This is a genomic window from Comamonas endophytica, from assembly GCF_023634805.2.
Taxonomy (GTDB): Bacteria; Pseudomonadota; Gammaproteobacteria; order Burkholderiales; family Burkholderiaceae_C; genus Comamonas; species Comamonas endophytica.
In genome coordinates, this window is the sequence record NZ_CP106881.1 from 759,196 (window position 1) to 773,898 (window position 14,703).

The 14,703-nt window shown below is 66.2% G+C and carries 14 protein-coding genes; 2 read left to right on the forward strand and 12 right to left on the reverse strand.

The window, feature by feature from the left end:
• Positions 1–10: 10 nt before the first annotated feature.
• Positions 11–715, reverse strand: coding sequence for a TorF family putative porin (locus M9799_RS03235; RefSeq protein ID WP_231044192.1), 705 nt, complete (start codon positions 713–715; stop codon positions 11–13).
• Between the two features lie 441 nt (positions 716–1,156).
• Entirely contained in the window at positions 1,157–2,599 is a 1,443-nt protein-coding gene (locus M9799_RS03240; RefSeq protein WP_231044191.1) for an NAD-dependent succinate-semialdehyde dehydrogenase, read from the reverse strand.
• A gap of 295 nt (positions 2,600–2,894) precedes the next feature.
• On the opposite strand from M9799_RS03240, the gene M9799_RS03245 reads away from it, so the two are divergent.
• Positions 2,895–3,446 (forward strand): hypothetical protein, encoded by a 552-nt coding sequence (locus M9799_RS03245; RefSeq protein ID WP_231044190.1) that lies wholly within the window; start codon positions 2,895–2,897, stop codon positions 3,444–3,446.
• Between the two features lie 87 nt (positions 3,447–3,533).
• On the opposite strand, the gene M9799_RS03250 is transcribed toward M9799_RS03245, so the two are convergent.
• Complete coding sequence (locus tag M9799_RS03250) at positions 3,534–4,169, reverse strand: YbhB/YbcL family Raf kinase inhibitor-like protein (RefSeq protein WP_231044189.1); 636 nt, start codon at positions 4,167–4,169, stop codon at positions 3,534–3,536.
• A gap of 244 nt (positions 4,170–4,413) precedes the next feature.
• Between M9799_RS03250 and xth the strand changes: the two genes are divergently transcribed.
• Positions 4,414–5,190 carry an exodeoxyribonuclease III gene (gene xth, locus M9799_RS03255; protein ID WP_231044188.1) on the forward strand — a complete coding sequence of 259 codons (777 nt, stop codon included), beginning with the start codon at positions 4,414–4,416 and terminating at the stop codon, positions 5,188–5,190.
• 6 nt (positions 5,191–5,196) lie between these two features.
• Here xth and M9799_RS03260 read toward each other — a convergent pair whose 3' ends face one another.
• The 9 genes from M9799_RS03260 to M9799_RS03300 all read right to left on the reverse strand — a co-directional run bounded on the left by M9799_RS03260 (position 5,197) and on the right by M9799_RS03300 (position 14,703).
• Positions 5,197–6,045 (reverse strand): PA2169 family four-helix-bundle protein, encoded by an 849-nt coding sequence (locus M9799_RS03260; RefSeq protein WP_231044187.1) that lies wholly within the window; start codon positions 6,043–6,045, stop codon positions 5,197–5,199.
• 126 nt (positions 6,046–6,171) lie between these two features.
• Positions 6,172–7,740, reverse strand: coding sequence for a nitrogen regulation protein NR(I) (gene ntrC, locus M9799_RS03265; protein ID WP_231044186.1), 1,569 nt, complete (start codon positions 7,738–7,740; stop codon positions 6,172–6,174).
• 39 nt (positions 7,741–7,779) lie between these two features.
• Positions 7,780–8,859, reverse strand: a complete 1,080-nt coding sequence (gene glnL, locus M9799_RS03270) for a nitrogen regulation protein NR(II) (protein WP_231044185.1) — start codon at positions 8,857–8,859, stop codon at positions 7,780–7,782.
• Between the two features lie 8 nt (positions 8,860–8,867).
• A complete protein-coding gene (locus M9799_RS03275; protein WP_231044184.1) occupies positions 8,868–9,401 on the reverse strand; it encodes a hypothetical protein in 534 nt (177 codons plus the stop codon).
• 184 nt (positions 9,402–9,585) lie between these two features.
• Positions 9,586–11,001 (reverse strand): type I glutamate--ammonia ligase, encoded by a 1,416-nt coding sequence (gene glnA, locus M9799_RS03280; RefSeq protein ID WP_231044183.1) that lies wholly within the window; start codon positions 10,999–11,001, stop codon positions 9,586–9,588.
• 183 nt (positions 11,002–11,184) lie between these two features.
• The gene (locus M9799_RS03285; protein WP_231044182.1) at positions 11,185–12,006 is read right to left on the reverse strand and encodes a competence/damage-inducible protein A; all 822 of its coding nucleotides are present in this window, start codon (positions 12,004–12,006) and stop codon (positions 11,185–11,187) included.
• Positions 12,007–12,012: 6 nt separating this feature from the next.
• Positions 12,013–12,897, reverse strand: a complete 885-nt coding sequence (locus tag M9799_RS03290) for an EI24 domain-containing protein (protein ID WP_231044181.1) — start codon at positions 12,895–12,897, stop codon at positions 12,013–12,015.
• 18 nt (positions 12,898–12,915) lie between these two features.
• A complete protein-coding gene (locus M9799_RS03295; protein WP_231044180.1) occupies positions 12,916–13,893 on the reverse strand; it encodes a sterol desaturase family protein in 978 nt (325 codons plus the stop codon).
• Between the two features lie 12 nt (positions 13,894–13,905).
• Positions 13,906–14,703 (reverse strand): polysaccharide deacetylase family protein, encoded by a 798-nt coding sequence (locus M9799_RS03300; RefSeq protein WP_231044179.1) that lies wholly within the window; start codon positions 14,701–14,703, stop codon positions 13,906–13,908.

The window sequence follows — 14,703 nt, forward strand, 5'->3', positions numbered from 1 at the left end:
GCTCCGCGTTTCAGAAGGACGCCTGCAGCGCCAGCTCGGCGCGGCTGCCGGCCATGCCGGTGAACAGGCGCCTGGCGGCCGAATCGGTTCCATGCAGCGTCAGGCGGGCCTCGAAGGGCGCCTTGAAGGCCCACACCACGCCGACCGCGCCATGCGTGTAGCTGTCCGCATAGCGGCTCTCGAGCACATAGCGCGCAACGCTGGCTTCCACGCGCCACTGCTCGCTGATCGGCACGCGCGCGCCCAACTGCAAATAGGTGCCGCGGCTGCGGCTGGCCATGGCGTTGTCGGAGTGGCCCACGGCCAGCCAATAGTTGTCGCGCCAGGTCGCGCTGGCATTGAGCTCGTTCCAGTTCAGGCGGGTGTGGGCCGAGGGATATTGGTAGCGCAGCAGATACAGGTCCACAGCCCAGTCTTCCGCCACCTTGCCGCTCCAGCCCGCGGCCAGATCGAACTCCGAGCGCGCCCCGTTGTCTGGCGCGAACTTGACGTTCGAGCCCCAGACCGAGGCATAGAAACCCGAGCCGTGCGTGTATCTGAGGCCGCCTTGCAACGCCGGCTCCTCGCGGGTCTGCGAGGAGCCGCGCCAGACATAATCCGAAGTCAGCGCCACGGTGCCCGACCACTGGGCGGATGCCTGGCCCGACAGCGCGCACAGCAATATGCCGGCTGAAAGGAGCGCGCCCTCCCGAATGCTTTGATTAGCGAAACGCATAGAAATTTGACGAATCTTGCTGGCGAAATAGCCAGCTCGAAGTATTCGCCGCAGCTGCGTAAATTCTCTATGCATGGACCTGCGTCCGGCATAAATTCTGCGTAAATTCCGCGCGCTCCCGTGCCCTCGATGGAGGTTTTGCGCACGCGAATTTACGCCGAATTTATGACATGCCGGCCCACGCCGTGCCAAGCTGCTGGCCCGGATATATTGAAAGCCGAGCGATGCATTACCTCATACAGGACGTGATTTTCATTTCACTGGTCCTGATTGGATTCCTGGCGATATTCCAGGGCGCACAGATCCTGATGCGATGGATCGACGTGCATCGGGAAAAACTCCGGGCCAAGCCCGAAGTGAATCATCAGCCCCGATAGAAGAAAAGCGGCAGGCAGGACCTGCGCCCTGCCTGCCGCCTTGAGCCGCTGATCGCTGCGCCGCTCAGATGCCGGTGACCGCAACGACCTTGCTGACCAGGTGCTCTTCCAGCGCCTCGTGGCCGCCTTCGGTGCCCAGGCCCGAATCCTTGACGCCGCCAAAAGGCAGCTCGGCCGTGGGCGCGGCGGGCTGGTTGATCCACAGCATGCCGGTTTCCACGCGGTCGGACAGCGTCTGCACGTTCTTGAACGAACGCGTGAACGCATAGGCCGACAGGCCATAGCTCAGGCGGTTGGCTTCGGCGATGGCTTCGTCCAGCGCCTTGAAGGTGCGCATGCCGGCAATGGGGCCGAAGGGCTCTTCGTTGAACAGCATCGAGTCCATCGACGGGTTCACCACCAGCGTCGGCGCGAAGAAGTTGCCCACATCGCCGATGCGCTTGCCGCCGGTGACGATGTCGCCGCCCTTGGCCTCGACGTCGGCGATGATCTTCTGCATCGACTGCAGGCGGCGCTCGTTGACCAGCGGGCCGAGCTTGGTATCGGATTCCAGGCCGTCGCCGACCTTCAGGCCTTCGGAGAAGGACACATAGGCCTGCTGGAAGTCGCGCGCCAGCGATTCATGCACCAGGTAGCGCGTGGGCGCGATGCAGACCTGGCCGGCGTTGCGGTACTTGGCGGCACCAATGGCCTTGACGGCGACCTCTACGTCGGCGTCCTCGGCAACGATCACCGGCGCGTGGCCGCCCAGCTCCATGACCACCTTCTTCATGTGCGCGCCGGCCTTGGCGGCCAGCTGCTTGCCCACGGCCGTCGAGCCGGTGAAGGTGACGAAGCGGATGACGGGATGCGCGATCAGGTAGTCCGAGATCTCGGCCGGGTCGCCATAGACCAGGCCCACCACGCCTTCGGGCACGCCGGCATCGACGAAGCACTGCAGGAAGGCTGCGGGCGAAGCCGGAGTTTCCTCGGGGGCCTTGACCAGGAAGGAGCAGCCGGTGGCCAGCGCCGGGCCGATCTTGCGCGAGATCTGGTTGAGCGGGAAGTTCCAGGGCGTGAAGGCAGCGACCGGGCCGATGGGCTGCTTGAGCACCATCTGGTGGCTGGCAAGGTTGGCGCCCTGCACGATGCGGCCATGGATGCGGCGGCCTTCGTCGGCGAACCATTCGGTCATGGCCGCGCAGGCCAGCGCTTCGGTGCGGGCCTCGGCCAGCGGTTTGCCCTGCTCCAGCGTCATCAGCGTGGCGATCTGGTCGGCGCGCTCGCGCACCAGGGCCGCGGCCGCGCGCATGATGCGCTGGCGCTCGACGGGAGAGGTCGCGCGCCAGACTTCGAAGCCCTTTTGCGCGGCCGCCAGGGCCTGGTCCAGGTCCTTGATGCCGGCGTGCGCCACCCGGCCGATTTCCTTGCCCGTCGCGGGATTGATCACGGGGTCGGTGCGGCCGTCGGCGGCATCCTGCCACTGGTTGTTGATCAGGAGACGGGTATCTGCGTAACTGGAACTCATGAAAATCCTCTTTGGAAAGATAGCGGGAGGGCATGCTCGCGCGGCAAGCGCGATCCAACGCCCTTTTTAGCGCAGAACGCATGTCGCCCGCCAGCGTTCGCCGGCTTTTTTCGCGTTCGAGCAGCGGATTGCTTGGCTTTTTTGCAGGACGGTGCCGACAGCAACGCGCAACCTGAACTGGCAAGGATCCGGGACATTCCTGAAGAACTTATCGACACACCCTTTGCCACCATCGCAAGGGCGGCCACCTAAGGCCACACAAACATTTCCATCCCTTTTTTGTTCAGGACCGAAAATGAAGCACCTCCAACCGATGCGCAAGAAATTCTTCTACCTCGCCACCGCCAGCCTGGCCCTGGCCCTGGTGGGCTGCGGCGGCGGCAACGACGATGATCCGGAGCCCAGCGGCGAGACCGGCGTGCTGCGCATCTCCAACTCCACCGACCCCAACATCAACGGCTTCTACGGCACGACCAACGTCGGCCTGACGGGCGTCAAGGACACCGGCACGGCCGGCCCGAACGAGTGCGCGTTCAACTTCGACAACGTGACCAAAGTCTCGGGCGACCGCACGCTGGGCATCCGCGGCGACATCCGCTATGCCTACACGGAAGGCACCAACACCACGCCCGCACTGCGTGGCGACCACGTCAAGATCGGCGACACCACCTTCAACTTCGTGAAGGAAGGCACCAACCTCGAGCGCGCCACCGTCAACCTGACGCTGGGCACCGTGACCTTCAACAACCTGCTGACGCGCGACAGCAGCGGCAAGACGGCCGAGCTGTCCGGCGTGCTGCAGCTGCCCGACCAGGCCAGCCGCGACAGCGCCTGCCGCCGCAACTGATCCCGCGGAGGCTCCGGGCCTGCGGGCCCGTCCGCGGCAAGGCCCGGGCCGCCATGGGCGGCCCGGGCCTTGTCACATGCATGCCCTTCAGTCGATTTTCACATTGGGGTTAAGGCTGTAGAGGCCGGTGACGCTGGCCTTGCCCAGCACCTGCGCCTTTTCCAGCGCTGCCAGCACATTGGCGCCCGTCAGCTCCCCTTCCACGGCCAGCGTCGGCGTGCCCAGCGCATACACGGTGAACACATAGCGATGCACCAGGCTGTCGTTCCACGGCGGGCATGGGCCGTCGTAGCCGAAATACCGGCCCTTCATCGCCTCGTCATTGGCAAACCAGCCGGTGTAGTCGTTGATGCCATGGCGCAGCCCGCCCTGCGCCTCGGGGCCCGGCTTGCCGCGCGGCGTCACCTCGACGGAATGGCTGCCGGCGGCGATGAAGTGCATGTCGGCGGGAATGTCCAGCAGCAGCCAGTGGAAGAAATCCACGCGCGGCAGATAGGCCGGCACCTCGCGCCCTTCCTGGTTCACATCGTCGCCGCGGCTGGGCACGTCGGGGTCGTGGCAGACCACGACGAACGAGCGCGTGCCCTCGGGGACCTCGCTCCAGGCCAGATGCGGGTTGCGGTTCGAGGACAGAGCCACATGGGTACGGGCGTTGGGCACGGCAAAGGCGAATTCGCCGGGGATTTCCTGGCCGTCCAGAAAGCTTTGGCTGATGAGTTGCATGGGATGAGGAGATTGGGTTGGAAAGAGGCATATGTGCATATGCCGCTGACCAAATCCTACGGGGAAGCGGCCGCCGTGGCGGAAAATTCCCTCGCATTTCCTCGGCAACCGGACAACAGGGGCGGATGGCGTAGGCGGGCAGCGCAAATACGCCTCCAATGTGCCGCGGCTGGAGGCAATGCGTAGCCAGGGAATGTTTCTGGCGTAGCATTTCGGCTCTTGATCCATCCATATTAGAAGCCCTATGCAGATTGCCACCTGGAACGTCAACTCCCTCACCGTGCGCCTGCCGCAGGTGCTCGACTGGCTGCAAGCCAATCCGGTCGATGCGCTGGGGTTACAGGAGCTCAAGCTGACCGACGACAAATTTCCGCTGCTGGCGCTGCAGGAAGCGGGCTACCATGCGGTCACCCATGGGCAAAAGACCTATAACGGCGTGGCCATCCTGAGCCGCACGCCCGCGCGCGACGTGGTGCGCAACATTCCCGAGCATGACGATGCACAGGCGCGCATCATTGCCGCCACGCTGGATACTCCGAACGGCCCGCTGCGCCTGATCAACGGCTACTTCGTCAACGGCCAGGCACCTGGCACTGACAAATTCGCCTACAAGATGCGCTGGCTCGAAGCACTGCGCGAATGGGTGCGCAAGGAGCTGGCGGCCAACGAGCGCCTGGTGCTGGTCGGCGACTTCAATGTCGCACCCGAGGACCGCGACTCCTTCGATCCCGTGGGCCTGCGTGAAACCATCCACCACACCACCGAGGAGCGCCAGCATTTCCGCGATCTGCTCGAGCTGGGCATGTGCGATGCCTTCAGGCTGTTCGAGCAGCCCGAGAAAAGCTTTTCCTGGTGGGATTACCGCATGCTCGGGTTCCAGAAGAACCGCGGCCTGCGCATCGACCATATCCTGGTCAGCGAAGCACTGCGCCCCAGCGTCAGCGCCTGCGTGATCGACCGCGCCCCGCGCAAGAACCCGCAGCCCAGCGACCACACGCCGGTGGTGGTCACGCTGGGCTGACCGACGTCAGAGGGGCAGACACGAACGAAGCCAGTGCAAGGCTTCGATGCCGCGCTGCACTGCCATCGCCTGGCGCTGCAGCACGGTGCGCGTGGCTTCAGGCAGGCTTTCGCGCAGCGCGCCGCGGTAGGCGACCAGCAGCATCCTTTCGGCATCCTCGCTGGCATCCATCAGCCGGGGCATCGTCGGCTGCCCCATCAGGGCCTTGACGGACTCCCAGCCGCGCTGCAGCGTTGCGGACAGCCGCCGGCCGTGGCGGTCGTGCGCAGGCAGGGCAAATTCATGCTGGAGCTCGGCCGAGGCGGCTTCGAAGGCCTGTATGTGGCGCTGTAGCATCTGCTGCAGCAGTCCGGCAGGCGCCTGCTCGACGGCCAGGCGCAGGCATTTGGCGGTTTGAAGATTCAGGCGCTGCAGTGCCTGCAGCATGGCCAGCAACTGCAGATGCGACAGGCCCACGGTCGGACCCGCATGGCGCATGCGTTCCCAGGCCGCCTTCACGGCGCCGCTCACCTGGCGCCAGTCCAGCAGGCTGGTGCCCCGGTCGCGCTGCCATTGCGCCTCGAGCACCGGCACCACGGAGGCGAAATCACCAGGGTATTGCAGTGCCGCGCGCCAGCCCAGCTCGTAGGCCGGGCGGTACTGGTCATAGCCCCGTCCGCTCACGTAATAGGACTCGAGATGGTAGTGGTCGTGCCAGAACTCGTCTTGGGCCGCTTCATGGTTGGCTTGAATTTTCGGGCTTTCATTGGCAGCGTCGCTTGTGGCGGCTGCCTGGCTTCGACCTGCGCCAACCGGGCGCAGCTGGCGCTGCGTGCGGCGCAGGAAGAAATCATCGGCAATCCAGGGAGCAGGCATGAGGGACACTTTCCGCACACAAAAGAATCTGCCCCCATTGTCTTCACCCTGAAAAAACCCTCGGGTCAGTGCGCCTGACGCATTGGCGTAGGAGCGGGACCACGCGCCCGCGGCCCCGCCTGCCCTTCAATGCTCCTCGCCGGCCTCCAGCCCCAGCTCCTGGATCTTGCGCGTGATGGTGTTGCGGCCAATGCCCAGGCGCTGCGCGGCTTCCATGCGCCGGCCGTGCGTCACCTGCAGCGCGGTGCGGATCAGATGCGACTCGAAGCGCCGGGTCAACACGTCCCACACATCGGCCTGGCCGTTCTCCAGCAGCTGGCGCGCCTGCACATTGAGCAGCGGCTCCCAGGTGGGCAGCGCCGCCGCGGCCGCAGGCGGCTCGGCGTCGGCGCCTTGCGGCGCTGCCGGCAGGCCAGGGCCCGCGCGCGGCACGAAGCTGTCGGCCGGCGCGTCTTCGCGCTCGGGCGCAAAGCTGCCCGGCTCCCCCACCGCCTGAGGCGCCGCGGTGGCAATGGCAGGCGCCTGCAGCACTTCGGGCGGAAGGTCCTTGACCGAGATCTGCTGCGCCGGCGCCATCACCGTGAGCCAGTGGCAGATGTTTTCCAGCTGCCGCACATTGCCCGGGAAGGAGAATGCCTCGAGCCGCTGCAGCGCCGACTCGGCAATGCGCTTGGGCTCGACGCCCAGTTGGCGCGCGCTTTGCTGCAGGAAATGGCGCGCCAGCATGCGCACGTCCTCGCGGCGCTCGCGCAGCGCCGGCAGGCGCAGCCGGATCACGTTCAGCCGGTGGAACAGATCCTCGCGGAAACCGCCTTCGCGCACGCGCTGCTCCAGGTCCTGGTGGGTGGCGGCAATGACGCGCACCTGCGCCTTCACGGGGGCATGGCCGCCGACGCGGTAGAAATGCCCGTCGGAGAGCACGCGCAGCAGCCGCGTCTGCAGGTCGAAGGGCATGTCGCCGATTTCGTCGAGAAACAGCGTGCCGCCATCGGCCTGCTCGAAGCGCCCGCGGCGCTGGGTCTGCGCGCCGGTGAACGCGCCGCGCTCGTGGCCGAACAGCTCGCTCTCCAGCAGGTCCTTCGGGATGGCGGCAGTGTTGATGGCCACGAAAGGCCCGCCCGCGACCGGCGAATGCTTGTGCAGCGCGCGCGCCACCAGTTCCTTGCCCGACCCCGATTCGCCGGTGATCAGCACCGTGACCTGGCTCTGGCTCAGCCGGCCGATGGCGCGGAACACGTCCTGCATGGCGGGCGCCTGGCCGAGCATCTCGGCGTTGAGCGGCGCCTGGTCCTCGATGATTTCCTCGCGCTGGCTTTCCTCCACCGCGCGGCGGATCAGCTCCACCGCCTTGGGCAGGTCGAAGGGCTTGGCCAGGTACTCGAAGGCGCCGCGCTGGAAGGCCGAAACGGCGCTGTCCAGGTCGGAGTAGGCGGTCATGATGATCACGGGCAGCCCCGGCTGCTGCGCGCGCACCTGTTCAAGCAGCTGCAGCCCCGAGCCGCCGGGCATGCGGATGTCGCTGACCAGCACCTGCGGCGGCTGGCGCGTGGCATCGCCGGGGTCCACGTCGGCCAGCGCGTCGAGTACCTCGCGCGGGTTGGTGAAGCTGCGCGTGGGCAGGTTTTCCCGCGCCAGCGCCTTCTCCAGGACGAAGCGGATCGAGGGGTCGTCATCTACTATCCAGATCGGCTTCATACTTTTACTGCTTCCTTGCGCAATGGTTTGTGAGGGACCTCAGGGCAAGGGGATGAGAATGCGGAAGTCGGTGCAGCCCGGCTGGCTGTCGCATTCGATCAAGCCATCGTGCCGCTGCACAAAGGTCTGGGCCAATGTCAGCCCCAGACCCGATCCGCCATCCCGCCCAGACACCAGGGGATAGAAAATCCTGTCCCTGATGGTCTCTGGCACGCCCGGTCCGTTGTCGATCACATGCAATTCCAATGCCAGGCGGTAGCGTTGCTTGCCGAAAGTCACCTGGCGCGCCACGCGGGTGCGCAAGGTGATGCAGGCATCGCCCCGCGCGATGCGCCCGGCAAGCGCCTGCGCCGCGTTCTGCACGATGTTGAGCACCGCCTGGATCAGCTGCGCGCGGTCGCCGCGGAACTCTGGGATGGAGGTGTCGTAGTCGCGCCTGACGCTCAGGCCCTGCGGGTACTCGACCAGCACCAGCGAGCGCACGCGCTCGCAGACTTCGTGGATGTTGACGTCGCCCACCAGGTGCGGGTGGCGGTGCGGCGCCAGCAGCCGGTCGACCAGGCTCTGCAGCCGGTCCGCCTCGTGCACGATCACCTGGGTGTATTCGCGCATCTCGGGGTTGTCGAGGTCCATCTCCAGCAGCTGCGCCGCGCCGCGGATGCCACCCAGCGGGTTCTTGATCTCGTGCGCCAGGTTGCGGATCAGCTCCTTGTGCGCCTGCGTCTGCTCCAGTAGCCGCTCCTCGCGGTCCTGGCGCACCTGCTGCTCGAGCGGCGACATCTCCAGCAGCACGTGGCCCGAGCCTTCGGCAATGGACACGATGACCTGCATGGGAATCGCTTCCTTGGCCTGGCGCCGCAGGCTGGCCTCGAAGCGCAGCGCCGCGTAGTCCTGCACGCGCGCGCCGTCCATGGCCTTGTGCAGCAGCGACGGATCGGCGAAATGCTCGGCGAAGTCGCAGCCCTCGAGCATGCGACGCGACAGCCCGAGCGCATTCTCCAGCGCCGCGTTGGCGAACAGCACCGAGCCATCGAGCTGCAGCACGGCAGTGAGCGTGCACAGCGAATCAAACACATGGTAGGCGCTCTCGGCGCGCCGGTTCTCGACAGTAAGGGGCATGTATCGCTTCAGTTGACGGGGACCACCGCGGGAGCGCCCGCCGGCGCCTCGGGCGCGGCGCCGGGCAGGCGCGCGATCTCGCGGCGCAGGCCGGCGATGTCGCTCTGGTAGCGGGCGATCTGCGCCTTGAGGCTGGCGGTGCGGTCGATATGGGCCTGCGGATTGCGCAGCTCCAGCGCCGTGCGCTCGGGGTAGCCGTTGTTGTATTCCAGCTCCAGCTGCGCCATGCGCTCCTGCGACCTGGCCAGCTCGCCGTTGAGGATGGCGCGCGCATCGGAATCGCGCGCGCGCTGCGCGCTGCTGTCGGCGCGCGGTGCGGGCGCCGGGCTGCGCGCGGCGACTGCCGGGCTCGCCGCCGCGGCTGCCGGACGCGGTCCGCCATGGATCACCGTGACATGTCCGCCATCGACCGCCTTGCAGCCCAGCTCCTTGGCCCGGTTGGCATTGTTGGTGTATTCATTGCCGCAGCGGTAGATGGTGCTTTGCGACCAGGCCAGCGGGGCGACGAGCGGCAACAACAGGAGTACCAGCAGCTTCTTCATGACATTCCCTCGTTCTGCGGCGCCTGCGATCCGCCTGGCGCTCTGGCCTCCAGTATCGCCCGAACCGGTCAAAAACGGATGAATTCACCCGGGGGCTGTACGCGCAAACCTACACCCTGCAGACCAAAAAAAAGCGGCTTGCGCCGCTTTTCCGAGACGCCAGCCCTTGCAGGCCGGCGTGCTGTCACAGCGAGTAGTACATGTCGTACTCGACGGGGTGCACGGCTTGGCGGAAGCGCGTCACTTCGGTCATCTTCAGCTCGATGTAGGCATCGAGCATGGAGTCCGAGAACACGCCGCCCTTGGTCAGGAACCCGCGGTCCGCGTCCAGGGCTTCGAGGGCCTGGTCGAGGCTGTGGCACACGGTGGGCACCAGCTTGTCTTCTTCCGGGGGCAGATGGTAGAGATCCTTGGTCGCGGCTTCGCCGGGATGGATCTTGTTTTCCACGCCGTCCAGGCCGGCCATCATCAGTGCCGAGAAGCACAGGTAGGGGTTGGCCAGTGGATCGGGGAAGCGCGCTTCGATGCGGCGGCCCTTCGGGTTCGACACATAGGGAATGCGGATCGAAGCCGAGCGGTTCTTGGCCGAGTAGGCCAGCTTCACGGGAGCTTCGAAGCCGGGCACCAGGCGCTTGTAGCTGTTGGTGCCGGGGTTGGTGATGGCGTTCAGCGCACGGGCGTGCTTGATGATGCCGCCGATGTAGTACAGCGCGAAGTCGGACAGGCCGGCATAGCCGTCGCCGGCAAACAGGTTCTTGCCGTCCTTCCAGATCGACTGGTGCACGTGCATGCCCGAGCCGTTGTCGCCGGCGTAGGGCTTGGGCATGAAGGTCGCGGTCTTGCCGTAGGTGTTGGCCACGTTCCAGACCACGTACTTCAGCTGCTGCGTCCAGTCGGCGCGCTCGACCAGCGTCGAGAAGCGCGTGCCGATCTCGTTCTGGCCGGCGCCCGCCACTTCGTGGTGGAACACTTCGACCGGAATGCCCAGCGATTCGAGGATCAGCGACATCTCGGCGCGCATGTCCTGCGTGCTGTCGACGGGGGGCACGGGGAAGTAGCCGCCCTTGGTGGTGGGACGGTGGCCGCGGTTGCCGGAGTCGAACTTGGTGCCGGTGTTCCAGGGCGCTTCGTACTCTTCGATCTCGTAGCTCACGTTGCCGGGTTCGTTGGACCAGCGCACGCCGTCGAAGATGAAGAATTCGGGTTCGGGTCCGAAGTAGGCGGTGTCGCCCAGGCCCGATGCCTTCAGGTAGGCTTCGGCGCGCTTGGCGATGGAGCGCGGGTCGCGGTCATAGGCCTTGCCGTCGCTGGGCTCGATCACGTCGCACTGCAGGAACAGCGTGGTTTCTTCGAAGAACGGGTCGATGTTCGCGGTATTGGGATCGGGCATGAGCTGCATGTCCGAGGCTTCGATGCCCTTCCAGCCTGCCACCGAGGAGCCGTCGAATGCGTGGCCCGAAGTGAACTTGTCTTCATCGAAATGCGACACGGGCACGGTGACGTGCTGTTCCTTGCCACGGGTATCGGTGAAACGCAGGTCAACGAACTTGACCTCGTTCTCCTTCACCATCTTCATCACATCTGCAACGGTCTTAGCCATCAGGGTCTCCTGCAAAAACGGCTTGTTCAAAAAATGTTGTGGTACTTCAAGCAGTTTGCGTGCCAGCTTGGCCTGCATCTGCCTGCCCCTACCGTGGCGCCCCACCCTGCTCGGAGCAAAGCACCGTACCGGAGCATCCATGGCATTCACCAAAGAGGTGCAGGCCCTGGAGGCTGAAAAATCCTATAGATCTCGCACCACTTCGGTGCTCCATGTTGCACCAATAGAGTGCAATCCCCCAATCAGTGCAGGCCAGGTCGCATCCACTGCGTCCACCGGCCCCTTGATCCCCAGTTCGATATGGGCACCATGCACCGCATGGTCCACGCTGGGCAGGCTGAAGACCCGGATGCCCGCACCCACGGTCTCGAGCTGCTGCATCAGCGGCGTGAGTGTAGCCTCTCCGATGCCGAACACCAGCACCGATCGCTCGCGGCGCGCAGGGCCATGGAACAGCGGTGCGTATTGCCGGTCGAGCACGCTTTCCACCATCGGCCAGGCCATGACCGGAAAGCCCGGCACGAAATGCACCGCCCCGCCCTGGCGGCCGGCGCAGGAAAAGCCCGGGATCTTGTTGTAGGGGTTGGGGATGATGCTGGCTCCCTGCGGAAAGTTGCCCATCTGCAGGCGGTGCACGTTGTCGGGGCGGGCCGGCTCGAACAGCTCGCCTTTTTCCGCCGCGACATCGCGCATGCGCTCCTCGATCAGCGCCACGGCCTGCGGATGCAGCGCCAGCGGCACGCCCAGCGCCTGGGCGGCGCACTGGCGCGTGTGGTCGTCGGGCGTGGCGCCGATGCCGCCGAAGGAAAACACCACGCTGGCACTGTCGAAGGCGCGCGCCAGCGCCGCCGTCAACCGCGGACGGTCGTCGCCGATGTATTCGGCAAAGGACAGCGACAGGCCGCGTGCCGCCAGCAGCTCTATCAGTTTGGACAGGTGCTTGTCCGCGCGTTTGCCCGAAAGAATCTCATCGCCAATGATGATGGCGCCAAACTGCAAATCCATGGATGTTCACTTGTGGGGAGAGGAAAGGGACGGCGCGCCCGCCGCATCGGGCTGCGGCGCCAGCGGCGGCACGACTTCCGCGGCATCGGCCGGCTGCGGGCCGGCGCGCAGTGCCTCCAGCGCCGCCAGGCAGAAATGCGCGAACCACAGCGAGGAGAACGCGAACACCAGCGCGTAGATCCAGATGGCCAGCGGGATCAGCACCCAGAAGGCCGCCAGGAACAGCAGGCCCGAAGCCCAGACGATGGCCGGGGCCGCGCCCAGGTAGCCGCAGACCAGGCCCATGGCCATCAGGCTGTAGCGGTGGCGCAGGAAGATGACCTGGCGCTCGCGCTTGCTGGCATGCTCGGACAGCGCATCGAAAGCCATGACCCGGTAGGTCAGCCAACCCCAGATCAGCGGCGGGATGATCAGCACCAGCGGCGGCACGAACCACAGCGGTATGGACACGACCAGCGCGATCAGCGCCACCAGCGTGGAGCCCAGCGACCAGGCCAGGCTGGCCAGCACCGAGCCGCCGCGCTTGCGCTCGAGGCCGGGAAAGCGCCTTTCGCCCACCAGCCCCACCAGCGCCGGCGCCATGCACAGCGCCACCAGCAGCAGCGACAGCACCACGATGATCGGCATGCCCACCAGCACCACCAGCACCGGCGCGATGGCCGCCGAGCCGAAGCCCAGGCCGCGCGCCTGCAGCCAGCCCCAGACGGCCTGCAGCCAGTTCGCCCCTTCCAGCAGCCCCTGCACCCACTGCACCGCGGGCCCCCAGAAGAAGTAACCCAGCACGGCCGAAAGCAGCGCCATGAACAGCAGGGGAACGAGGGACCAGAGGATCACCCGTTTGTGCAGGCAATAAGCTGCTGCACGCCAGAAGGAGTCGATAAGCAGTCGCATGCCCCTAGCATACCGGGTTCATGCACGGTTCATCAATCGGAGAACTCCACGCCATTGCTGGGCCCAGAAACCCTGGCCGTAGTCGCGCAGGCGCCCCTGGGCGTCGGGCTCGACCTGATCCCGGACACCGGTAGGGTCATAGCGCCGCTCGAAATTGGCCGTGCCGAACAGGATGTCCCACCAGGGCAGCAGCACGCCGAAGTTGTTGCCGCCGCGCTTGCGGCGCGTCGTGCCGCGCGCCTCGTGGCCGATGCCGATGGTGTGATGGCGGCGGTGGAAGCGCGGGCTGACCCACAGGCGCTCGCCGATGCGCCCGAACCAAAGCCGCAGGTTGGCATGGTGCAGGCTCTCGCTGAGCTGGGTGATGGCGACGATGGCCACGAACTGGCCCGGCGCCAGGCCGATGAGCTGCGCCACCAGCACGATGATGCTGTCGCGCAACAGGTCGTCGAGCAGGTGGTTGCGGTTGTCGCTCCACATCGTCATCTGGCGCTGCGAGTGGTGCAGCGCATGCAGCTTCCACCACCAGCCGAAATGGTGCTGGCCGCGGTGGATCCAGTAGTCCAGCAGGTCGAAGACCGCCAGGTACAGCAGGAAGCTGACCCACGCCTGGTCCGTCACGCCCGGCCAGAGATCGTCGAGATGGTAGGTGGGCAGGCCCCACACGCGCAGCGTGCCGAACAGATGGTCCCACAGCGGATCGATGGAGAAGAACAGTGCGATGCGGAACAGTCCCAGCCGATGCACCAGCGTGTAGAGCACATCGACGCGCACCGCGCGGCGGTCGGTCACGGCCTCGACCGGCCACAGGCGCTGCAGCGGCGCGATCAGCAGCACCATCACGGCCAGCTGGATCAGGCCCACCAGCAGCCAGCCCGTGGCCGCGTAGCCATCTTCCAGCAGATGCGCCATGCCCAGCCAGAACAGCAGCGGCTGCACCACGCCCTCGAACAGCTGCTGCTGCGCCGCGTTGAACCAATCGACCAATGCCTGCATGCCCTGCTCCACTTAACGAGGCTTTTCTATCCAATTCCTGTAATCGGGGTGCGTGTCCAGCGTGCGAAAGCAAAAGCCCTGCTGCTTGAGGCCGACCAGCAGCGGCTCGAGCACCGCCGGTGCCCAGGCATCCTTGCGCGACCAGATCCCCAGATGGGCCAGCAAGATATCACCGCTGCGGATGCGCTGCAGCGCCTGGTCCAGCAAGGCCTTGTTGCTATATCGCTCACTGGGCAGTTCGTCGCCCAGGAAACCCGCGGGCGACCAGCCCACATGCGCCCAGCCGCAGGACTTCGCCGCGGCCAGCAGCGCCGGCGAGGTCTTGCCGCCGGGCGCACGGAACAGCGGCAGCGGTTTCTTGCCGGTGATCTGCTGCAGCCGGTCGGCGGCCTGTGCTATTTCGGCGCAATAGCCCTTGGCATCGAGCGTATAGGTCTGCCCTGCGCGCGGGCCCGCCGATGGCTTGACGCGGAAGGCCGGTGCGGCGGGCGTGCCCAGGTCGGCGCGCCAGTAGGCATGCGACCAGGTGTGCGAGGCAAACGCATGGCCTTCGGCGGCGCGCGCGCGCCACCACGGCGCCCAGTGCTCGCCCAGGCTGCCGTCGCCCTCCTGGGTCTTCTCGTTGGCGCCGAAGAAGGTCACGCGCACCTGCTGGCGGGCCAGCACTTGGGCCACCAGCGGCGCCACGCCCATGTGGCCGGTGTCGAAGGTCAGATAGAGCGGCTTGCAGGCGTCCTGGGCCCAGGCGTTCGGCGACAGCCCGCTGATGCCCAGCAGGCAGGCGGTCAGCAGCGCGGTGCGGCGCAGCAT